14 protein-coding genes are annotated in these 24,734 nt (G+C 43.7%); 1 reads left to right on the forward strand and 13 read right to left on the reverse strand.

Going from position 1 to position 24,734, the window contains the following annotated elements:
* Positions 1-19 precede the first annotated feature (19 nt).
* The 12 genes from MKY64_RS19680 to MKY64_RS19735 form a co-directional block, all read right to left on the reverse strand.
* Positions 20-1,474, reverse strand: a complete 1,455-nt coding sequence (locus MKY64_RS19680; RefSeq protein ID WP_340955220.1) for a hypothetical protein — start codon at positions 1,472-1,474, stop codon at positions 20-22.
* Positions 1,450-2,757 (reverse strand): DUF2399 domain-containing protein, encoded by a 1,308-nt coding sequence (locus MKY64_RS19685; RefSeq protein WP_340955221.1) that lies wholly within the window; start codon positions 2,755-2,757, stop codon positions 1,450-1,452. Before MKY64_RS19685 ends, MKY64_RS19680 begins: the two co-directional genes overlap by 25 nt.
* A 217-nt stretch (positions 2,758-2,974) precedes the next feature.
* On the reverse strand, positions 2,975-4,279 hold the full coding sequence (locus MKY64_RS19690; RefSeq protein WP_340955223.1) for a glycoside hydrolase family 1 protein: 1,305 nt from the start codon (positions 4,277-4,279) through the stop codon (positions 2,975-2,977).
* 107 nt (positions 4,280-4,386) lie between these two features.
* Positions 4,387-6,804 (reverse strand): glycoside hydrolase family 2 TIM barrel-domain containing protein, encoded by a 2,418-nt coding sequence (locus MKY64_RS19695; RefSeq protein WP_340955224.1) that lies wholly within the window; start codon positions 6,802-6,804, stop codon positions 4,387-4,389.
* A 165-nt stretch (positions 6,805-6,969) separates the two neighbouring features.
* Positions 6,970-9,258: a glycoside hydrolase family 3 C-terminal domain-containing protein gene (locus MKY64_RS19700; protein WP_340955226.1), complete on the reverse strand. Its 2,289-nt coding sequence runs from the start codon at positions 9,256-9,258 to the stop codon at positions 6,970-6,972.
* A 63-nt stretch (positions 9,259-9,321) separates the two neighbouring features.
* Positions 9,322-11,832: a beta-glucosidase BglX gene (gene bglX / locus MKY64_RS19705; protein WP_340955228.1), complete on the reverse strand. Its 2,511-nt coding sequence runs from the start codon at positions 11,830-11,832 to the stop codon at positions 9,322-9,324.
* 38 nt (positions 11,833-11,870) lie between these two features.
* Entirely contained in the window at positions 11,871-14,126 is a 2,256-nt protein-coding gene (locus MKY64_RS19710) for a glycoside hydrolase family 3 C-terminal domain-containing protein (RefSeq protein ID WP_340955230.1), read from the reverse strand.
* Between the two features lie 29 nt (positions 14,127-14,155).
* Positions 14,156-15,922, reverse strand: a complete 1,767-nt coding sequence (locus MKY64_RS19715) for a family 43 glycosylhydrolase (protein WP_340955232.1) — start codon at positions 15,920-15,922, stop codon at positions 14,156-14,158.
* A gap of 46 nt (positions 15,923-15,968) precedes the next feature.
* Positions 15,969-16,856, reverse strand: coding sequence for a carbohydrate ABC transporter permease (locus MKY64_RS19720; RefSeq protein ID WP_340955234.1), 888 nt, complete (start codon positions 16,854-16,856; stop codon positions 15,969-15,971).
* Between the two features lie 17 nt (positions 16,857-16,873).
* Positions 16,874-17,824: an ABC transporter permease gene (locus tag MKY64_RS19725; protein ID WP_340826585.1), complete on the reverse strand. Its 951-nt coding sequence runs from the start codon at positions 17,822-17,824 to the stop codon at positions 16,874-16,876.
* 206 nt (positions 17,825-18,030) lie between these two features.
* Positions 18,031-19,566, reverse strand: a complete 1,536-nt coding sequence (locus MKY64_RS19730) for an ABC transporter substrate-binding protein (RefSeq protein WP_076076706.1) — start codon at positions 19,564-19,566, stop codon at positions 18,031-18,033.
* Between the two features lie 129 nt (positions 19,567-19,695).
* Positions 19,696-21,288, reverse strand: coding sequence for a response regulator transcription factor (locus MKY64_RS19735; protein WP_340955235.1), 1,593 nt, complete (start codon positions 21,286-21,288; stop codon positions 19,696-19,698).
* A gap of 97 nt (positions 21,289-21,385) precedes the next feature.
* On the opposite strand from MKY64_RS19735, the gene MKY64_RS19740 reads away from it, so the two are divergent.
* Entirely contained in the window at positions 21,386-23,041 is a 1,656-nt protein-coding gene (locus MKY64_RS19740; RefSeq protein ID WP_340955237.1) for a sensor histidine kinase, read from the forward strand.
* A gap of 172 nt (positions 23,042-23,213) precedes the next feature.
* On the opposite strand, the gene MKY64_RS19745 is transcribed toward MKY64_RS19740, so the two are convergent.
* Positions 23,214-24,710, reverse strand: a complete 1,497-nt coding sequence (locus MKY64_RS19745; RefSeq protein WP_340955239.1) for an alpha-L-fucosidase — start codon at positions 24,708-24,710, stop codon at positions 23,214-23,216.
* Between the last annotated feature and the right edge of the window lie 24 nt (positions 24,711-24,734).

Raw genomic sequence — 24,734 nt, forward strand, 5'->3', positions numbered from 1 at the left:
AAGCGGATTTACATTTAATTCATCCGTCAAGCTCATCGTCACTCCTCTTCTGCCTGTTCATTGAAGCTTTGTTATGCTTAACGACTTGATTAATATCCTTCGGATTCATCCAGTCCCATTCCTTGTCATATCGGGGGGCTTGGGATTCTGATTCCGCCCCCGCTTCCTCCATTGTCAGCTTCTTGCTGCCTACTAACGCAGATAACGCCGTAAGTGCGTTAATCGCATCGCCCCACTCCGCAGATGTTGCTTCAATGATTACCGTCTCTAGCGGAGCTTGCTCCACTTCCTGCATGAATCCTTCAATGGCGTCCGTCTCAATCATAGATTTCGTCAGCAACCACGCTGAATCTCCCATCATATCCTCTAATTGTGTAATATCAATCTCCTCATGGATATATTGGGTCTCCTGGATATCTTCCTGCATTCGATCCACTAGCGGCTCATAGTCCTCAAGATAATGAATAGCTTCACTAATAGCTGCACCGGACAGCGGCGCGGCGAATTTAACAGGCATCCACAGACCATCCATGGACTCCCCCTCGTATTCATTCTGCTCCATAAAGCTCATAATCTGATGAGCATTAGGAATGTCCGATTCTGGAGGCGGGTCATACATTTGAGTAATGAACATCCGAACTTTTTCGGGATTAATCGAGGACAAGAGCATCGTTTGCTTCATCATCGTAAATTTGAGATATTTATTAATCATCCCCATGCTCAGATTCGTGCCATCGGCAAGTGCAGATGTTCCTGCCTGCATTAAATCACTGAGCACCAGACTGTCCTCTAATGTATGAAACTTACGGAGACGCTCTGTCAGCTTCATCTCCAGCTCCTGCATCAACTGATGGATAATCTCTAACTGAGGCAGTGCATTACGGTCCGCCAGCATTTCTAATTCACGTTCCTTCATCAGTTGTATAGCATTTTCCACGTTGCGAATCATACTGGCAATTTTGTTACCGCCGGAAATGCCATGATCATCATAGGCTTCGCTAAGCTCGGCATCCCGTCTGGCCTGGAATAACGATCGACCTATATCATCATGCATATAATAGGCTAAAGAATCATTGGCAAGCCGTATGAGCGTATCCATCATCCGCTTCCCTACATCACGCATTTTTAGCTGCCTGGTTTGTTTGGATATCCAGTTATACTTCACCAGGACATTTACAATTTGTTCAACCTTTTTCTTGCTTGGCGGGTCGAGGTCCTCATAGCGGTTCCGGTAACGAAAATACAGGGTATCTACGTTCTCAATCGGTTCATCCAGCCCCAGGGCCTCCTCATTGAGCAGTTGAATAATACGTAAGAACCGTAAAATTTCGATAGGCGTCTGCAGAAAGTTCTGGGAGCCCAGATCATTCAATACCCCTGACAACAGAGCAATATCCCTTAAGGCCTGGTGCATTTCCGGCCCGGATTCGTCAGTCTGAAAAATTGAAATTAATGGTTGATCCAGCTTCTCCAATCCTCTGCCTCCCCTAACACAATCTCTTGTTCCAACTTCATATACTGTAGCAAATCCTCCAGACGCTGTTGATACTCCGGCCAACTGGTTAGTATGGAGCGATCAGGGCAGATCCATTTATGTCGCACATCATGTCCACTAAGCGACTGGTACATTTCCCTTGCAATTTGCAGCCCCGCCTCATCATAATCACTCCACATGATTACTTGATCAATGGCGCTGTTATTCATTAATTGCCTGATAAAATACCGGTGCACACTCCGGATATGGCCGTCCACACATATAATCACAGAATTAGTCGCCTGCAAGAAATGGGGTTCTGCTGACATCCGCGTCAAAACAGCCCGATTCTCGACTAACCATAGCGTAGTTGCTGCGGTTGAATACTGGTCTTGGGATACTGAAATATTGGTTAAGGCATGAACAGGTCCTGCCTGGAAATTGGACCATTTCCCTTCAAGGGTACCGGCAAAATAGATCGGCGTAATCTGCCCTCCGCTTATCATTCCTAATGCTTCAGCTGGCTGACCGCTTAGCGTCTCTAGCATGTTAAGAAACTCTATTTTAGACAGATCAAATGCCTTAGAGCCTCCAATACCCGGGTAATACTGCGCGCCAATTTCTTTCCAGTCAAATATTTCTTTGGTACAAGAAATCATGCCAAAAGCCAGTAAAAAGTGTAATGAATGGATTCTCTTAGATACGCTCCAATTCGCAGGGAAAACAACCTGATCCTTCAACGTACCAATACTCCACGCTAAACTATCCGTTAAGAATATTGTCAAACCCTTTAACTGAAGCATCCGTTCGCCCGGTACACACATTATTTCTTCCATTCGCCGGGCAGCTTCTGACTGATAAAACGTAAATTGATCTATTATATCCCTTTCTGTGTCTTTTTGCTTATTTATCAGTTGAACATATAATAAATACCCCATACGGTAATATATCCGGTCTACCGATTTCCCGTCTTGCTTGAACCGGACCTCCTTCACAATCCATCCCTTACTCAGCCAGTCAAAAGTTTGTTGATTGTCATCTAATAAGGCACGCTTCCCCACTGTCCAGCGTAACAGCTGCTGCTCCGGAGGTTCTTCGGCACTTAAGCCATCCTGCCATGCAACGGTAATGATCCCTACTCTTCGTAGCGTACGGGCAGTCCTTTTTACAATATCTATATCAACAAGAGAATCATCACTTATTACTGTTGGCATCTCCAGTTGCTCATCTTTTTTCAAATAATTTCGGCTTATAAACGAAAGGATATCATCTGAAGTATTCACTTTTGCCTCCTACCCTAAGCTCTTTAATTACATATTCAAGCTGCTTAGATAAGTATAGCGGAAAGTAGAATGCTCTACGATGATACCCAAAATTTGTTCATGATATAGAAACATAAATAGCCTGTAGTAATGAGACGTTATTCTCTCATCTCTACAGGCTATTATCCTCAGCGGATGCTTCTATGTCGTCCGCTAGTAAGGTTATAGAAAATCCACACTAATAAATAATATTAGCTCGGGCAATCTTTCCAAGATGATAAGCGCTAGGTTTAGGAGTGCGCTCCTGTGTCTGGCGGTTTACTTCAACTAACCCGAAACGCTTGGAGAATCCAAGCTGCCATTCAAAATTATCAAGTAGTGACCAATGCAAGTATCCCTTAACTGGAATCCCGTCAGCAATACATGCAGCTACACCCTTTAAAGCCCGATCAATAAAAGCAACACGGCGTGTATCATCATCTGTAGCAACACCATTCTCCGTTACGATAATCGGCTTGTTCAGATGCTTCGAAGCACAACGAATAACATTCTCTAGAGCTTCGGGATAGAATTCGTAACCCATCTGGGTACGCTCACTATCAGCCGGTACAGGGATGAGACCATCCGGTCCGTAGATCTCACGTGAATAGTTCTGTAAGGCCAGGAAATCATCGTCCTCCATATAAGGAAGGAATTGTAGAAATTCCTCATGTAATTCATGAGCAGCCTGTTCTTCTCCACCAGGGACGGACTGAAAATCAAAGAGCGACATGCTTAATCCGATTTTAGTGTTCGGACTAACCTGCCGGATAGCCGCCCTTGCCTCCACATGCGATTGGAAGATGATGTGCAGGCCTTTTTCGGAACGTGGTGACAGGAAGGTATGCACCTCCATGGGTGGTATACCAAATGCTTTGGACAATTCAGCATAGTAGTCCCGCATTTGTTCCTGAAAATCCATGTTCATGCCAAGTTGTCCTGCTGCAGATCCCCCCTGCTGATACTGCTTCATAACTTTTGCAATTCCAATAGAAATATTTGCCTCATTGATTGTACATACATAAGGAATTTGATCTCCTAATTGGCTCATGACATGAGCACAATAACGTGCAAACCTTGCTGGCGTACCTTCAGCTTCCCAGCCTCCGGCGCTAATAAGCCATTGCGGGGAGGTGAAATGATGAAGCGTTACGACCGGGGTTACATTCAAGTTGCTGCAAGTTCTTAATACATCCCGGTAATGTTCCATGGCTGCTTCATCGAATTGCCCTTCCTCCGGTTCAATCCGGGCCCACTCGATGGAAAAGCGATAAGAATTGAGGCCAAGTGCGGCTAAACGTTCAATATCCTCTCTGTAGAGTCGATAATGATTTACTGCAATTCCTGATGGCTCCTTGTAGCTCGTGCCTTTCAGGTTTTCCATCACCCAGCTATCGCTATTTGTGTTATTGCCTTCTACTTGGTGGGCGGCTGTTGAAGCCCCCCATAAAAATTTGTCTGGGAATTGATATTGCATGGTTAACTTTTTACTATTATCGTTCATAATATATCTCCTCGTGAATCTATTTGAGATGACTCTTCCCGCGACAGGCGGCTCCCGCCCATTGCTATGATCGTCCTTAGGGGGTAATGTCTCATATCAAACCCTCCCTATTTACAAACTTCAATTTTCGCAGTTTTTGTCGCACAACCCTCAGCCTCAACCCTCATCTCAATACTTCCGGCCTCAGTAGGACGAATGACAGCCAAGACTCTTCCATCGTAGGTAAAGTGCGTAGAATTTACATAGCTTTCTTCATTTTTGGGATTCGCGCTTCCCAGACCCTGAAGGATTCCCGCACCCTTTACGGTGACGGATACTTTCCGGTCGGCAAGGGGTTTCACCACTCCTTTATCATCCACGAGCGAAATCGTAACAAAGGCCAGGTCAGTATCATCTGCCTTAATTTGCATGCGGTCAATCTCAAGCTGGACGTTCACTTCGCTCTCAGCCGAAACCAGGGTCATACGTCCGGTTTCCTTTCCATCCGAATAGGCGATCGCCACCACTTCACCGTGTTGGTATACGGTATCAAACAATGCTTTAAAGTCATGCGCTTCACCGGCCTCTGCCTTGCCAACTGATTTTCCATTGATCAACAATTCAACTTCCGTCGCGTCAGAGTATACCTCTACCTTAACAGGCTTACCCTCAAAGCCCTCCCAGCTCCAACTGGAAACGGCGTCACTCCAGCTCCAAGGCATCATTGTAGGCTGCTCACCGTAATGTGCAGGACGCTGAACGGCAATATACGGCTCTTTGCGCAATCCGAAGACAATTTCACGATAATAAGAAACAGGAAGACGATGACCCGTAATGTCGATATCGCCACAATGTGCTGTCAGCCATGGAAATGCTCCGGACGCCCCAAGCCCTCGGCTGACTTCTCCATATTCAACCCTGCCAAGACCTGATTCCCCTAGATAATCCCATCCTGTCCAAGTGAAATCACCAATGACGTGTCCATTTTCTAGTACCAACTTCCAATTATTGGCGATATCTTTAGGGAAGGTTTCACTTCCGCAGATCACCCGGTTCGGAAAAAATTCTTTATCAGGTACATAGCAATTGTCCGCATAGTTATATCCCGCGATATCCACCGCCGCAAAGGATTCAGCTGTTGCATTCTTAACAAATTCCAAACCTTGCACGTATTTAATCATATCGCCGGCAGAGGCCATGGCCGTATTGACATCACCTGAGAGTTGGCTGCTCATGACATCCTTCAATTTATCCATGATAGAAACAAAGCCGTTAATCGAGTTAATTACATATCTTGTGCTATCCATACGGCGAATCTTCTCTGCAAGCTTTCTGCCCCATGCCGCACCATTGGCACTCCCTGTCTCTTTGATCTCATTTCCAATGGAATACATGATCACACTCGGATGGTTAAAATCCTTATTCACCATAGCTTCGATATCCCGTTCCCACCATACAGGGAAATTCAAGGCATAATCGAAATCTGATTTTGTGTTCGTCCATATATCGAAGCTTTCATCCATGACCAGCATACCCAGACGGTCACATGCATTCAGCATGGCCTTACTCAAAGGCTGATGCGAGCTACGAATGGCATTGAATCCGGCTTCTTTCAAAATCTCAATGCGGCGTTCCTCAGCACGGCCGATCGTGGCTGCTCCAATCACACCATTGTCATGATGGATACAAGCTCCTCGGAGCTTTACAATTTCTCCATTGATAGATAGACCTTGTTCAGCATTTAAAGAGAGAGAACGGATTCCAAATGTACTCATCTCCTCATCCAGAATGTTGTCCCCATCCATTACTCTGCTGTTGCAGGTGTATAGATACGACGTCTCTACACTCCACAGCTTTGGCAGCTTTACAACCAGGCGCTGGCGCATTGTTGTAACTTCTCCCGCAAAAACAGTTAATGGGGAATGGTCAAAAGCTACTACGTTGCCCTCAGCATCCAGGATTTCCGTGGATATCCGGGTCGTTTGCGGATTCACGCCCTCATTCTCTACAAACGTTGCCACGTTCACAATAGCATACCCGTTAGAAATTTCAGGTGTTGTAATTTGAAGGCCATCCACTTGGAAATGCACCAGATTCGCTACCATCATTTTTGTATCACGGTAAATCCCTGTTCCTGTATACCATCGTGAATCGTCACTGCTCTTGGTAACCACTTTAATCTCATTGTCTTCCCCATATTTCAGGAATCGATCTGCTTTGATATAGAAATTGGAATACCCGTAAGGATGCTGTCCTGCGAAGTCCCCGTTGATGTATACCATGGCGTTCATATATACACCTTCGAATTCAAAAGTGATTCTCTTCTCCTTATAGGTCTCGGGTACATGAAATTGCTTTACATAATCGTAAGTTCCATCAGGAAAATATCCCTTTTTGCCTCCACTCACGGCATTCTCACTTCTTAACTTAGAGATCATAGCATCATGGGGCAAAGTAACCTGCTGCGGCATTTGATCTGGAGCCATGTTAAAGAATCCACTATTTGGACCGACGGTCCAGCCCTCATTGAAAGAAACTCGAATCATATTTCACAACACCTTTCGTGATTATTTAGAAAGCAGCACAAAAAATAAGCCCATCAGGAGAAATGAGCTGCTATAGCACATTCTCCCTGCGGGGACGTTATAATATCAATCCTATTCGTTCATTGCGAATTCCGAGAAGTTGTACCATTGCGTTATACATACGAATCACTTCTCCTTCTGAGCTGAGTATTTGATGTTCATTTGCTCTAATATTTCGTTGATAGGTTGGCCATCAAGCTCTGGAACAAAGGCCGTCATGATCGATATAGGCTGGATCATTAATGCTGAGTCGTTATTTCCAAGCTGCATACCCGCTGCAAGCGCCTCTTCCTGGACTAAGCCGGTTCGCACCATTCCTTCTGCCATCTTGCCAAAGTTCGCTTCCCAAAAGGTTTTACCAATCGGATGACGTATAAAGTCCTTTATAGGTGTGAACATTGTGTATTCCATTCCTTCGGGGTTCTCTTTCCCTTCGATATGCAATGTGGTTTCTTGTGCAATCGAATAAGAGGAATACCCAATTTGCACAGTGTATTCACCTGTTTCTACTGCCCAGTCTTGCGCAGCCATGTTCCAATAAGCAAAATCCCGCTTACCCAGTGTAAAGGTCACCGTTTTCATTTCCCGTGGGTTCAGTTCAATTTTCTCAAAGCCCTTTAATTCACGTACCGGGCGGATGATCTCCCCTTTATGAGGTGCGATATATAACTGTACTACTTCTTTCCCTGTCATACTTCCAGTGTTAGTTACGTCAACCGAGACAGTTACCGTATCATCTTCCGTCATGTTTGTTGCGCTAACCCTTAGGTTACTGTACGAAAAAGTCGTATAGGACAACCCATGACCGAATGGAAACAGCACGTCCATCTTTTTGCTCTCATAATAACGGTATCCAACAAACATCCGTTCACTGTAATCCACTACCCCATTTTCCCCGGGAAAAAATAGATAGGAAGGGTTGTCCTCCAGACGAACCGGGAACGATTCCGGTAGCCGTCCAGAGGGATTCTCCTCACCAAACAACACCTGGACTGTTGCTTCGCCGACCGCTTGCCCCCCGAGGTATACTTCGAGAATGGCTTTCGGTGCTTTAACCCATGGCATTTCCACAGGCGAGCCGTTATGCAGCACAACAACAGTATTGGGCTGGGCAGCGCTTACAGCAGCAATCAGTTCATTATGATTGTGTGGCATCCGCATGTCACCACGGTCGAAACCTTCCGATTCCATCGAATCCGGCAATCCGGCAAAGATTACAGCAACGTCTGCATCCTTGGCTGCAGCAACTGCTTCCTGGACTAAATCCGCATCCGGCTCCAAACTGTCCAAGTGATAACCTTGAGCATAGGTTAAGTTACCAGACATGAGTTGAGCAGCAGCATCGAAAGCATTTGTAACTTTATAACTGTTAATATGACTGGAACCACCGCCTTGATAGCGGGGCGCCTTGGCAAACGCACCTATAAATGCAATTTTTGCATTCTTCTTTAGCGGTAATACATTATTGTCGTTTTTCAAAAGCACCATTGATTCAGCTGAGATCTTACGCGCCAATGCATGGTCGCTGTCGTAATCAAAGGTAACATCTTCTTTACGGTTATCCATTGATTTAAAGACAAGCTTCAATAAATGAATGCAGGCTCTGTCCAGTTCACTTTCGGATAGCTCACCTTCCTGCACAGCCTTTACAATCTCCTGATCTGTTTTGGTAGCTGAAGGCATTGTAAGATCGGTTCCTGCGGCCACAGCTTTGACCCGGTTGTGCGTCGCTCCCCAATCACTGATAACAAGACCCTCAAACCCCCATTCCTCACGTAACAAATCGGTGAGGTATTGTTTGTTTTCTGTAGAGTACGTGCCGCCAATTTTATTATAAGAAGCCATAATGGTCCACGGCTGGGATTGCTTGACTACCCGTTCAAATGCCGGCAAATAGATCTCACGCATGGTACGCTCATCCATTTCAGAAGAAGCGTCCATGCGGCGGTACTCCTGATTGTTGGCGAAGAAATGCTTAAGGCTTGTGCCTACACCCTGGCTTTGAACACCATTTACAAATGCAGCACCAAGTTCTCCGGACAGCATAGGGTCTTCGCTGAAGTACTCGAAGTTACGGCCACAAAGCGGACTGCGTTTAATATTGATACCAGGTCCAAGCAGCACCTGCACATCCATCGCCTGAGCCTCTCTCCCTAAAGCCTCCCCCATGCTACTCAGCAACGCTCGGTCAAAGCTGGCTGCCGTGGCACACCCTGCCGGGAAGCAGACTGCTGGCTTACTATTATTTGCACCAGGCTGATCATCAAACGTCCGTAGACCATGAGGTCCGTCACTTGTACGGATGGAAGGGATGTTTAACCGCTCTACCGCTTTTGTCAACCAATCGTCTTTTCCGGAACACAGTCCCGCTTTTTCTTCAAGCGTCAATGTACCGACCAGTGTTTCGATATTCATTCTTCTACCTCCTGATTTATACTTTTACTCTTGTTGATCATTTTCCGTATTGTTTCCCGATACCTACACCAGTTCGAAAGCAACTTCCATTACATCAACTGAATTTGAGCCAATATATAGTTTGAACTCTCCGAGCTCTGCTTCGTATCTATGATTGCCTGTGTAGTAGATCAAATCTTGCTCCGAAATTTGGAATTCTACCATTTGACTTTGACCCGGCTCCAGCCATATAGAGCGGAAGTTTTTAAGTTCTTTGACCGGACGAACAGTGCTGCCGTATAGATCTTGAATATAAAGCTGTACAATTTCTTCACCGGCATAATGTCCCGTATTGGTTACTGTCACGCTCGCATGAAGTACTTCTTTCCGGGTCATCTTTGGTGAGTCTAAATGGAGATTCGAGTATTCAAATTTGGAATAACTAAGTCCGTATCCGAACGGGTATAACGGATCATTAGGACAATCAATATATTTTGAGATATATTTCTGATCCCGAGTTGCATTCGTCACTGGACGTCCAGTTTTAAAATGATTGTAATACACCGGCACTTGTCCTACGTTCTGTGGAAAGCTCATTGTGAGTTTACCAGATGGATTGTAGTCACCAAATAAAACGTCGGCTATGGCATGACCTGCCTGGGAACCCAAAAACCAAGTTTCAACAATCGCATCCGTATGCTGTTCAAACCAATTAAGCGCAAGAGGCCTGCCGTTAGTTAATACCAGAACAACTGGCTTTCCTGTTGCTACAACCGCTTCAGCCAATTTCATCTGAACCGCTGGGAGTGTAATATCTGTCCGCGAAGCTGCTTCTCCACTCATATCGCTGTGTTCACCTAATGCGAGAACAATGACATCTGACTCCTTGGCAGCCATAATGGCTTCCTCGATACCGTTCTCAATATCTGTCTCTACACCGCATCCCTGCACGTATTTCAGCTGGCTCTTGTCCAACCCTTTAGCCGATATCCCTTGTAATAAGGATATGGTCTCGTAAGCATATTGGGAGAATTGCCAAGGTCCAAGCAAATCTCTGCTCGCACCAAAAGGCCCAATTACTGCAACCTTTTGTTCTCTTTCCAGAGGGAGTACTCCGTTATTTTTGAGCATTACAACCGATTTACGAGCTAATTCTCTACTCTTCTCCAAATGATCTGGATGAAGATGGAGTTGAGCTTCTTTCTCTGGCTGGATATAACGATAGGGATCATCCATAATTCCTATTTTATATTTGTAAGTTAGAATCCGGCGAACAGCGTCATTAAGTTGTTCCTCTTTAATAGTACCTGCTTCTACCAGGCGAGGGAGCTCATCAGCATACGCTCTTGTGACCATCTCAATATCCATCGTAGCATTGATGGCCATAGCCGCCGCTTCTCTTTTATCCCGGGCTGCTCCATGAATCTGTATCTCTTCCACAGAACCATAATCCGAGATTAACATTCCCTCAAATCCAAGCTCTTCACGCAGCAACTCACGAAGCAAGAATGAATTCCCGGCTACAGGCACACCTTGATAAATATTGAAGGCATTCATCACTGAACCCGCCCCTGCCTCTATACCCGCTCGGAATGCCGGCAAATGGAAATTCCGGAGTGTTCCCTCGGAGATATCCACAGTATTGTAGTCGCGTCCTCCTTCAGTCCCTCCGTAGCCAATAAAATGCTTCAGGCAAGCAATCAAGGTTTCGTCGCTAAACAAACTATCTCCTTGAAATCCCTCTACTTGAGCCTTAGCGATTTGAGCTCCAAGGTAAGGATCTTCTCCCGCTCCTTCTACGACACGTCCCCAACGTGGATCCCTGGTCAAATCAACCATAGGTCCGTGATTATAGGTATTGCCGGAAGCTGTCGCTTCCTTTGCTGCAATGGAACAAGCATCTTTAATTAATTCCATGTCCCAACTGCATGACCATGCCAGCGGAACAGGAAAAATAGTCTGAAATCCATGGATAATATCCGCGTTGAAGAATAACGGAATTTTATGAGGAGACTGTTCTACCGCAATCTTCTGCAGCTCATATATACGCTTTAGATCAAATGCTCCAAGAATAGAGCCTGCTTTTCCTTCCGCAACTAATACTTCAGGTGGTGCAGATTCCACTTCACCGCCAAAAGAGTGATTGGACGATAAACACTGGCTCATTTGCCCAATTTTATCTTCTAGAGACATCTTGCTTAGCAGCTTATCAACTTCTTCTTTTATCTCCGCATCTGTTCGGGGACTTAGATCCGTTTTACGGACCTTTTCCGCTAGAGCTGCGAACTCTTCGGACAGAGCGGTTCCTCTACCTTTTTCACCAATCAGCTCAAGCTCTTGACCCATCATATCTAATTTTCCTGTAAAAGAGTTTTCTTCAAAATATAAATCGAACGTAAGGATACCAGGCGCATATTTATTATGTCCCTTAGCAAAAAGATGATTTCCCTCTATAACCGTCTCATCTATCTCAACCATAGGGACGGGCTCAGACCAGACGCGGAGCTGCAATCCGTTCAGTTCCTCAATTTGAAAGATAAATTTAATACTAGCAAGTTCTGTTTCAATTTTACTGTTCCAAATTCCAATTATCATAATAACCCTCCCTGGGCTTATCTGATTTGTCTAGCCTTCTAGCCCTCATTTAAATATGCAAGAAATTGCTCCAGCTGTTCCTGCGGCATTGCTCTTTGGTTCTCAATAATTCTGAGCTTAATACTGTTCAGTAAAGATTCCATGTCCATTCCAAATGGCCCCTCAGATCCTGAGCTTCCGAAGCCCATCCCTGTCAATAACGATGAAATAAATGAAGCAGCAGCTGGTTCAGACTTAATATCGCCTAAGGTAGAATCTAAGGTATATTTCTTGCGTAATCTAACGGATGAATTGACCTTGATTGTATCTTGCAGAACGATCTCTTTAGAGGATTTACCAATAAGAAGTTCAAAGTCACCGCTTTCCACATGCCAATCCTTTAATTCAACGTTATAATAAGCAAACGCACGTTTCCCCAGTTTAAAAATAACCCGCTTTTCCTCTCCTGGAGCTAACTCAATTTTTTCAAAGGCCTTTAATTCTTTAACAGGTCTGATAACACTAGACACAATATCCTGCACGTAGAGTTGTACAATTTCTTTCCCTGCTCTGCCTCCTGTATTCTTCACCTTTACCGAGACTATGACTTCTTCGGAATCTGTAATTTCTTTCTTATTCAATTGAAGCTCGGAATATTCAAACGTGGTATAGGAGAGACCGTGCCCGAACGGGAATAAAGGTTCAATCTCAACTTTATCGTAATAACGATAACCTACGAATAGGCCCTCTCTATACTCTACCTTGTCACCTTCACCCGGGAAGTTAATGTAAGATGGGGTTTGGCTCAGTTGAACCGGGAAGGTTTCCGCGAGTTTTCCGGATGGATTCTTATCACCGAAAAGAATATCAGCTACAGCACCGGCCATCCCTTGTCCACCCAAATATGCTTCAAGCACCCCCTTCACCTTGTGAATCCATGGCATTTCAACAGCAGAACCATTGAATAGAACAATGACAGTGTTGCTCTGAATCTCGGTAACTGCTTCTATCAAAGCATTCTGATTATCTGGAAGCTTTAAGTGCTCTCTGTCCACACCTTCAGCATCATATTTCTCTGGCAGTCCAACGAACAAAATCGCTACTTCCGATTCCCCGGCAACCTTTTTAGCTTCCTGAATCAATTGAGCATTAATCTCGCCTGAGTCCAATGAATAACCTTCAGCATATTGTACTCGTGCTTGCGACGCTGTTTTAGCTATTTCGTCCATTGGGACTTCTAACTGTGTAGGATTTACCCGTGAACTTCCTGCGCCTTGGTATCTTGGATGCTTTGCAAAGGCGCCGATTACTGCGAGTTTTCCTTGTTTTTGAAGCGGAAGAAGCTGATCGTCATTTTTCAATAACACCATGCTCTCTGCTGCTACGGATCTAGCGAATTGGTGATGAGCTTTTTGATTATAGGTTACGTGATTCTTTTTATTGTCTATCGCTTTATATATAGTTGAAAGAATTCTTTCAACAGCAACATCCAAGATTTCTTCAGACATAGTACCACTGCGCACGGCGTTAATAATCTTCTCGCTGCCTACACCATTACTGTCGGGCATTTCCAGATCCATACCTGCTGAGAGTGCAACATCCCTCTCACTAACAGCCCCCCAGTCAGAGACAACTATTCCTTCGAACTCCCATTCCCCTCTTAAAATATCATTTAATAATTTCTCGTTTTGTGAGCAATATTCACCATTAATCTTGTTATAAGCAGCCATTACACTCCACGGCTGTGCTTGTTTTATTACATTTTCGAAGCCCGCAAGATAAATCTCACGTAACGTTCGCTCATCAAGAATGACATTGATATTAAACCGTTTCGTTTCCTGGTTATTGACTGCAAAATGTTTGAGTGACGTTCCTACCCCTTGACTTTGAACGCCTTGAACATAACTGGTCGTTAATTCAGATGATAAGTAGGGGTCCTCAGAGAAGTACTCAAAGTTTCTTCCGCACAGCGGCGATCGTTTGATATTTGCCCCGGGTCCAAGGAGAATATGAACATCTTCTGCCTGACATTCTTCGCCAAGTGCAGCTCCAACTTGTTCTAGTAAAGTCTTATTCCACGAACTGGCTAGTCCTGCTGCTGTAGGAAAACAAGTTGCCGGCACACTGTTGTTGAGCCCCATATGATCTTGGGCTCCTGATTGTTTTCTTAGACCATGCGGCCCGTCTGTGAGCATTAGCGATGGTATTTCGTGTTCAGGAAGAGCAGCTGTATTCCAAGCGCCTACTCCTGAGCATAATTTCACTTTCTCTTCCAAGGTCATCCGTGAGATGATTTCTTTAAGATCTCTATTCATTTCAAGCATCTCCTGTCGCGCTAGACGTATTAGATCGCCTTGTAAACTTCGCCTTCAGTTATCCCGATCTCATTGAAACTATCTACCCGGACATATAAAGGCTGATCTTTGATTAATGCCTTAATTACCATCTGATTTTTTCCGAATATCATGTGACTATGGTACAGTTTATCTGGAGCAAATCCCCAGAGCACATTGTAACCAACCGCTTCAACACTGTTCCATGAAACCGAAAGATCAAGATCATTTAAAAGTTCGAGTTGAATTTCGCTCGTTTTATCAGGGAGTGTTCCAACGCCAATCCCGAACACGCGAAGACCCGAAATACATGCCTGTTGGTTAAACGGAAGCTCCTTTACAATGCACCGGAGATACCTTGCCTTTATTCCGTCTTCTTTCACTATGAGATCATGTGACAAATCCGTAGTTGCATCCGACTTATCCTCAATTACAAAATATTCTTTTCCATCCACTGATCCTTCGAGAATCCATCTGGTATAATGCTGACGTTCGTCGATGAATCGTCCCTCTGTCATAGCCGCTCCCTCTGGAAGCGAAAGATTCAACTGATCGTCGGCAAAATTGATTTGGATGGCATGTACGTCGCATGAATGCTTCAAATCTACTTCGATCCATTCTCCGGAACCATTAGAGCCTGCTTGCCACCATGTTTGAACATTCTCATCCGTCGCTTTCGAAGCTTCTTTTCCTTCTGTACAGGAAGATGCCTTAGCGGGTTTATTGTAAGACAACAGCATCCATTCCGGCTTGTCCCATGGATTCATCTGTGCCTGTTCGATCCTGAAGGGCCAGTCCCCAAATCGCTGATTGCAGAATAATTCCCCGTCCTTATCGAAGCCTGCAGGCCATAATCCCAATCTTCTTTCAAAAATATAATTGATGCTGATTCTCATGGTTGAAGAATGCCAAAGATTCCCGTATTTATCTTCCATTGTCGATCCGTGCCCAGCACCTGGGATGAACCCCCCCGGCTTGTAGGAGAAAGGATTATTATTCGCCAGCGTAAACGGTCCTAATGGTTTATCGGATACGTAGACCCCATCCGAATAAATGTTACACTCCGTCCCGGGGCTAGAATATTGAAGATAGTATTTTCCGTTATGCTTATCCATCCATGCGCCTTCAATGTATGGATCACCCCCTACCGCCTGCCTAATTATATTCAGATGCTCATCAGTAATACCCGGATTTGCATTTGCATAGCCTTGCACTATCTCCTCAATTTGCTCGAGCGTTTTTGGGATATGATTTTCGCCATTTCTCTCATAACCAATAACCGTAGTATTGCTATAGATCAGTTCTAGCGGCTCCCCTTTGGGTTTCATATCCCTTGGATCCAGCTCGACCCCATAGATAGGCGTTTGACTGGAACATCCCCAGTAAAAATAAACCTTACCATCATCATCTACAAATAGATTGGGATCCCAGAATGGAAATGTCCCTTCTATTTCCTCAAACTCACCGCGAATCGGGTCTTTTGTTCTGTAGAAAGAGCAATTCTTCGATCGGCTGGATGCAGAAAAATACATATACTCCCCGATAACCCGCACATCCGGAGCATAATCATGAATAGGCAAACCCTTCAAAGGATAAAATTCCCAGTCATGCAGATTATCGCTTACTAGAAATCCCGCTGTCATTGAGGGAAACATATAGTATTTTCCATGAAATACAATCATAGAAGGATCAGCAGCTTCCCTAAAAGTAAGCATTTTCCCTGCTCCTTCGATAAACTGATATTTGTATTCCATGTTAATAGGATTGCAAACGTACATCTTATATCCACTCCCTTTAATTGTTATATTCTCGTTTCAAATATTTCTACCCTTTAACTGCCCCATCAGTTGCCCCTTTAACGAACCATTTCTGGAAGATTGGGAACAACGCCAGCATCGGCAAGACACCGACAACAGCAATAGCCATACGTATGGTAACTGAAGGTAAATCTGCTGTTGTTACCGCTGTCCCTACATTATTTTGCTGTAGGAATTTGATATTCTCATTAATATTATTAAGAATGGTTTGAATACTTTGAAGTTTACTGTTCGTCGAGAGGAAATACATCCCGTTCGTCCAGTCGTTCCAATAGGTCAATGCTGAAGTCATCCCGACCGTCACGATCATTGGCATAGACAGCGGTATTGCAATTTTGTAAAAGACCTTAAACTCTGTTGCCCCATCTATTCTTGCAGATTCTACAAGCGCTCCCGGAAGAGTGTGCTCAAAATAATTTTTGAACATGATAACGAAATAGGCATTCATCAACAAATTTGGCATCATCAAACCAAAAATTGTGTCTTTGACATGCAAGATCTGTGTATACACAATATAAGTTGAAGTCAATCCACCATTAAAAAGCATCGTAAAGGTTAGCAGAAACATTAGTAGCCGGCGTCCAGGCAGATCATGTTTACTAAGCGTATATGCAAGCATAGCCGATATACTTACGCCAAGGATTGTTCCAACTACGGTAATGAAAATGGATACCAAGTACCCTCTCCCAATAAGCTCCCATTGCCCCAGAATATAAGAATATGCATCCAGAGAAAATTTTTGCGGAAAGAAGCTGTAGCCGTCCTGTAATGCCGTTGCTTCGTCCGTTATAGAAGACATAAACAGCAAAATAAAAGGTGCAACCGCGAGAACGCTTAAAATTATCATGAGAACATGTCCAGCAATGGACCATCTTTTATCTTTGTTTTCTATCATCGTTAATCGCTCCGTGTTCAGAATAAGGAATCTTCTTTGCTAGCCTTTTTAATCACTGCATTTGCAATTAAAATCAATATGAACCCGACTGCTGACTGGTATACACCTGTTGCAGTTGACATTGTAATGTCACCAAGCTTCATGAGCGCCCGGAACGAATACGTATCGATTGTCGTCGTAACGTCATACAGTGCACCTGAGTTCATTGGCACCTGATAAAACAATCCGAAATCCGAATAAAACATTCTTCCAATAGATAAAATTGTCGTCAATATAATTACTGGTTTGAGAAGCGGCAGCGTAATGTTCATGATTTGCTGAAACTTTGTTGCACCGTCTATTTTTGCAGCTTCATAATAATCAGTACTGATCGTAATAATTCTCGCTGTATAAAACATTAGATTGTATCCCAAACTTTTCCATATGTTTATAAATAACAGAATGAATGGCCAGTACTTTGATTCGGAGTACCAGGATATAGGCTCGATCCCTAATGGCTTCAAGATGGAATGATTAATGAAGCCATTATCACTGCTAAGGAATGCGAAGACTAAATACCCTACAATAACCATTGAGATAAAATAAGGAATCAATACAGCAGATTGATAAGCCTTGGATATCTTCTTACTAATGATTTCATTAAAAAGAATCGTTACAACGATAGAAAATAGGGTTCCTACAACGATAAACAGAAGATTGTATAAAACTGTATTTCGTGTCATGATCCAGGCATCATCAGTTGCAAATAAAAACTTGAAGTTCTTGAACCATACGAACTTTCCGCTGAAAATACTTCCCGAGAAATCAAGCTCCCGAAAAGCAATCTGCATTCCGTACAATGGCATGTAATTGTTAATAAACAGATAAATTAATGCGGGCAGAGCCATAAGATATAAAGGAATATAGGACTTCCACTTAATCTTTTTTCCACCTCTGTTCTGTAATCTTAAATCTGATATTGCTTTCACCGCTTCCGCCTCCCCATTCAAGTTACTCTCTTCATTTATCTTACACAAAGAATAAAGGCTAACGTTATACTTTGAACGACGTATAATATATCCTTTTCCGACTTGTTACTTGCTGTTTCATCTCATTCGGAGATAAAAAAAGAGCCGCTTCACCTGCAAAAAACGCTACAGGAAAACAGCTCCAATTATGATCATTATCGTTTGACTTATTTCCCGTTTTGTGCCAGCCAAGCATCTAATTGACGCTGTTTTTCATCTATTACCTTTTGCAGGCCTGCTGCATATAAACTTTCATTAAATGTCTTAGCCATTTCATCCGTATCCACAGCACCGTTGCCTATCACCTTCACATATTGTTCACTAGCAGCGTCCAATGCCGAGATTTCCGTTTTTACGGGTGTCGGATCGAATATAAATCCATACCCAGGAGATTTCGCCGTTTTGTCATTCCACTCTTTCAGTTTCGTTTTATATTCCTCGACGGAAAGACCGGTTGGTTCAACAAATTTAGCAGCTAACGGTAATTGATCATAATCCCCGAACATCAGCCAGCTGTTTTGATTGTAATTTGTATTTTTGGACTCATCAATGGTCCCGTCTTCGTTTATCTCGTAATGTTCGCCTTTAATACCAAAACGAAGCAAGGTCGACAACTCAACATTGGAGTTCATCAGGTTCAAGAATTGAACTGCCTTGTCGGGACGTTTACTAGAAGAGGCTACCGCCCAAACGAATAACTGCGAATCTACAGTTGAGAGAACAGGCGGATGCAATGCCACTGTTTTCTGCTCAATGGGCTGTGAGAATCCGCCAGCAAATCCGACAGAATTAGCTGCTGTTGCAAAAACTTTTCCACTCTCAAGTAGCGCAGCGCCATCATCTTGCGAAGTGCTTACATCTTTGGAGATATACCCTTTTTTGTACCATTCCCGAACTTTTTTCGCTGTGTTCATCCACTGCTCGGATTCATACATGTTCACCAGCTTCGTACCGCTGCCATCCATGAGCACACCATATGAATTCCCGAGCCCATCTCCATATACCAGGGAGTTTGTAATATTGGACGAACTTACTTCAGGAGCAAACGTGATCATTTTGGGTTCCCCCTCGTGAACCTTGGCCAACACGGAGTCCATGTCAGCGATCGATTGAATAGAAGTAAGATCAATATTGTACTTATCCAAGACTGCTTTGCTCATATTAAAGCCAAATGTAAGTTTTTGATCCATCTTTTGCGGAATCCCGAATTGCTTCCCGTTGAATTGGCCAGTTTTGATTATATCCCCCAACGTTTCTTTAAGCGCGGGTCCCCACTTCGCAAGTTCATCGTCAATGGGACGAATCATTTTGTTGTTCGCAAACGGAGCGAGATAAGCACTTCCGGGCATAAGGAGCATTAGGTCTGTTTTCTCGCCGCTGGAAGCTTTTAGCGCATATGCATTGGCCATATTATATAGACTAACACCTTCAAGATCGACTTTTGCATTAATTTCTTTTAGAGTGATTTCATTTACCTTTTCCTCGATTTTAGGCAGATCCACTTGTTCTTGCCCCAGTACCGCATAGTTGACTTTTATCGTGTACGGTTCTTCCTTGAAATCAATTCCCCCAGGCTCCACACCTTCACTTAGTGAACCATTCCCGTTGTTTGTAGCTGATGAATTCGAATTGTTACCGTTTCCACATCCTGCTAAGGCTAGCGTTAGACTGGCTGCCAGTAATACAGGTGTTATTTTTTTCAATGTTATTTCCCCCTCATAGTAAATGGATTTATTTTTTCTGTCTTGTCTTCATTATAATAAGCGGGGGAACGCCTACGTTATACTTGTTCCGACTATATAGATTACAAAAACCGACTTTTAATATATCGTTTAATTTCTGTTCCTGATTTTGAATTCTTGAGGAGACATTCCCGTCTCTTTGGTAAAGATGCGATTAAAGCTCGAGTAATTGTAGTATCCGACAAGTGAAGCAATCTCCCCAATACTCCTGTCAGTATGGATTAGAAGTTCTTTTGCAACTTCCATTTTTTTGTTGATAATGTATTTACTAATCGATATTCCTACCTCTTTTTTAAAAATCCTCGTCAGGTAATCGGCATTTAGATGCACATTCTGTGCAATTAATTCCATCGATAATTCCTCAGAAAGATGAATATGGATATACTTTTTTGTCTGTTCAACCGGTAAATCTCTATTTGCATTTTCCTTATCAAAATTCCGCATGAGAATTATGGCATGATTCACCCATTTCAGCATACCTTCTAATGATTCCGAAGCGTTCTCAAATAATTGATTAGATTCCTCGTCGCCCAACAGCTCATTAATAAAGATACTTCGATCATGGGTAAATCCAAAGATCAAATAATAGAAATCTCTAATGAATTTATTCAAAAATTCCCGGTTAATCTTGAGCCTTTGTTCTTTAGAGGTTAACCTGGTCGTAATATCATCCTCTACTTGGTTATATCTTCCTTGCCTTAACCATTCTCTCCACTGGGCAATAGGGAATTCTGATTGTACTGAACTATGCGTACGGCGTTCTTGTTTCAGATAGAATACTTCGGATTCATGAATTACGTTATTAAAATCCCTCTCTTGCAGCGCTTCAATAACGGAGGGCATTTCATAAATAGTATCTTTATCGCCAATATAACAGCAGATAATCTCCTTAATGTACTTCGCAGCTGTATCACTTAATTGGCGGCAACAATCATTAATTTGATTATATAGACGATGTTCATCTTGGCTTGCATCCATCTCTAGCATAACTAATATGGTCGTTTCCGAAAAAGGGATCACCTCTTCAGCAACTCCAGGAATTACAAAAATCTCCTCCGTTATATTCCTCAAAGCATAATGCAGCAGTTTTTGGTCTTCTTTGGTTACAGACTCCGTGAATTTCTTCGTCACAATCAGAATAGGAAGATAGGCGTTCTCCAGATTAATCTCCAATCGTTTCTGTCGAAAGTAGTTCGTCAGGCTATCTTTATTCGGCGATATCTCACCAAGGAAAAAGTCTTTCCAAAATTGTTTTACTACAGATTTTTTATTCTGGATCCAAGAGTTACTATTTTCATTCAGAATCCGGTCCGCCAGGATATTGTCCTTCGTCTCCTTTAGAACGAGCTCCATTTTATCAAAATTCAAAGGTTTCAGGATATAGTTAACACTCCCCAATTGCATAGCTTCTTGTAAGAAGCGGAAATCTGCGTGACAAGTCATAAAGATGCATTTCACATGGGGATGATGCGTATTTACCCATCTCAACAATTCCAGGCCTGTACCCATCGGCATTTCGATATCGCTAAGCAAAATGTCTATTGGAACATTATCGAATTGGCGGGTAGCCTCCTGCACATTCATTGCGGTAAATACATTTTCAATTCCGATCATTCCCCACTGTATACCGTTACGCACAGCTTCTATGGCACTCAGCTCGTCATCAACTATCAGCACATTCATGATTTTGAACCTCCTGTTGCATTTTTTCTTGATTTAATCTTACAATATGATGTACTGTAGCACGGTAGTTTAATCACAAACAATAAGGGGCCGAGCGATGAAGCGATTTTACCATAAGGAGTTCTATAACTCTATTTTTTTTAAACTCATATCCATCTTCACGCTCCTTATACCGGTAATCGGGATGTTTATTTACAACAATTATGAATCCCGGTCTACACTGCTGGGGCAAGTGCACAGCACTCATGAAAATATGTTAGAGTCCTATTGGTTTCAGGTTGACAATCAGCTTAATAATGCAACCACCTTTATAACTACTACAGCGTTGTTTGATAATGATCCCCAGTTGGCAATGAGCAATAATGAAACAGACTCAATGTTAGCTAAGCAAAGAATTAGCCTGACTCTCTCTGAGAAAATTATAAATATAGGCAGCAGCATCGATATGTTATTTGTCTATACTGATGATAGTTTTATATCGGGAAGCCAGGCCACCTTAGAATTGAAAGAACGAAGTGAAATCCAAAACTATGTTTTAAATACCGCCCATGCTGAAGATACAGATAATCTGAAATCAAATTGGCAACTTATGAATATCAACAATCACTTCAGTATGCTAAAAATCATTAAAAATGGCAATGGCGTTTTAACCGGGGCTTATGTTAATCTGGACAGGCTTTTAAGTCACTTTGTACCTAATCAGGAAAGCAAATCCCTAAGACTGGTAGCGGAGGGGGATGTTGTAAACCCCAAACTTTCACAGCATGATAATGCTTTGGTTGTTACAGCTTCTTCCTCTGCTGCACCCATCACCTTCATTGAAATCATACCATTCAATGAGTTATTGAGGACCCTTCCATTCATGCAGAAGTATGTAGTGGCAATATCTGTAATCGTCGCCTTGATGCTTCCCTTTGTTTTTTATATTTTGAGAATTACGGTTGTTCAACCGCTACAAAAATTGAATAAAGCCATGAAACATATTCAACGAGGCGATTTGCAATACCGGATTCCCCATTACCGCGCGTCCAATGAAATTGCCATTGTCAATAAGACATTTAACCAGATGATCGATGAGGTTCAGCATTTGAAAATAAGTGTCTACGAAGAAGAAATCAAGGCTCAAAAGTCACAACTCCGGAATCTTCAACTTCAAATCCAACCTCATTTCATTATTAATTCGTTAAATATGGTTTATAATCTCCTGGAGAATGGAGATTCGCAGACCGCTCAGAAATTGATTGTTCATTCTGTCGACTTCTATCGGTACATGATCAAAATAGAGGTCGATTTGCTCCCACTTTATGAAGAAATCAAACATGTTAACACTTATCTTCAGATTCAGTCAATCCGCTATAAAGACAGGTTTACCTATTCCATTGAAACCGATAAGATGATCGAGGATATGCTTGTTCCACCTATGCTTATTCAAAATTTTGTAGAGAACTCCATTAAATATGCTATACAACCCGATAAATCAACACATATTTCAGTTAAAATTGTCGCGATCGAACTCGATTTCTACCCATTTGCTAAAATAATGATTTCCGACACAGGAAACGGATATCCTGCAGCTCAACTAGAGCAATTGAATCAAGGGAAAGCTATAGTTGATAGCAAGGCTGAGCATATTGGAGTCAGTAATACCCTGCAGCGTCTCTCCTTGTTATTTGAGGGAAAAGCAAAATGGCGCTTTTATAATCAAAACGGCGCCGTAAGTGAACTCATCTTGCCTGCGCTCTTCCAAGAATAAGTAAAGTCACAGTTAGCAGCTCGGACGTCATGAGTTGAGTGCGGCGTATTACGATCGACTATCCGTTAGCACCCTATGGAAGTATTGGCCTAGAACACTTTTCGTACACTTTGTTTGGGACAGTGAAGCAAAAGCGGGTATCATCCTTGAATGAGGATGATACCCGCTTTCTCTATCCTTCCAGTTCGACCGCAAGACAATGCACGTACGGCGTCGGCAGATCTTCCGGCAAAGATACAACCAGCGGGCCTAATGCCTGGCTGAATTCTACCGGTCCTGCACCGAGCAGACGCACGTGTCTAACCCGTTCTTCCGGCCCGAATGACCGTATGACAGCCATCCGGTCACCGGGTGCCTTCATCTGGAAGGCGTAGACCGTATTCCCTTTCTGCGTGAACCGGAAATCCGTCGCATCCCACTCCACCCTGCCCTCTTTGTATTGCTCGATAACCACGCGCGAATTCCCTTCGCCAGACACGTGGAACGGCCTCGTCCCGTAGACGCCTTCCGAAGATACAGCCATCCACTGAGCCATCTCCTGAAGAATATATCGGCATTCGTCATCAATTGTTCCATCCGGTCTCTGGGGTATATTTAGCAACAGATTGCCGTTCTTGGAGATGATATCGATCAGGATTTCAATCACGTGATCCGGTCTCTTGTATACGGCTTTGGCATTATAGAACCAGTCACCGACACAGGTGTCCGTCTGCCAGGGCTCTTCCTTGATACCCGGCTCCTGGCTGCGTTCGATATCCAGGACGCCGACCGAGTACACTGCTTTCCTGCGGTCTTTCTGATTATAGACCGCCTTATTCACGCCTCCGTTACGGGCGGCGCTGCTGTTATAGAGATGGGCAACCGCATGAAGCCCTGCCGCCATAACCGCCTCGTCCGGCGCAGTGGCCGCATCCTGAAAGATGTCAGTGAACGGAAGTGCTCCGTCGGAATACAGCAGATCCGGCTGGTACAGATCGATGAGCTCCATCATCACATCCAGCCAGCGCTGATGCCACTCCGGCTCGGTGGCATACCACGGATCCAGATCGTACATCTTTTTATCTGCGTGATAATACATCTGGTTGGGCAGGTACAGGTCTTCGTATTGCGGATCATTGCCATCGTATGGGACACCCTTGTACAGGCCTTCCTTATCCTGTCCCTTATTGCTCTGGAACCAGCTGAAAGTTGCTCCAAGATGCTCGGTCAGGCCGAATGGCAAGCCCCGCTTGTCTGCTGCTGCTTTCCACAAGGCCACGATATCCTTCTTGGGTCCCATCTGAACGGAATTCCAGCGGTGCAGCCTGGAATCGTAATTGAAGAAGTTGTCATGGTGCATCGCCTGCGCCACGAAATATTTGGCACCCGCAGCCTGATACAGATCCATCAGCTCTTCGGGATCGAACTTCTCTGCCTTCCAGAGCTGGACAATGTCCTTGTAGCCAAAGACCGACGGATGGCCGTAATGACGGATATGATAGCGGTATTGGTCCGAACCTTCAAAGTACATGTTACGGGCGTACCAGTCACCGAACATCGGCACGGACTGCGCTCCCCAGTGCGACCATATTCCCAGCTTCGCATCCCGGAACCAGGCTGGACATTCGAAGGTTTGCAGAGAAGCAAGCTTCGGCTCAAACGGTCCTTTGACCCTAGCAGATGTCTTCATTGAACGTTCCTCCAATTCGCTTTG

Source organism: Paenibacillus sp. FSL R7-0210, assembly GCF_038009085.1.
GTDB lineage: Bacteria > Bacillota > Bacilli > Paenibacillales > Paenibacillaceae > Paenibacillus_AQ > Paenibacillus_AQ silagei.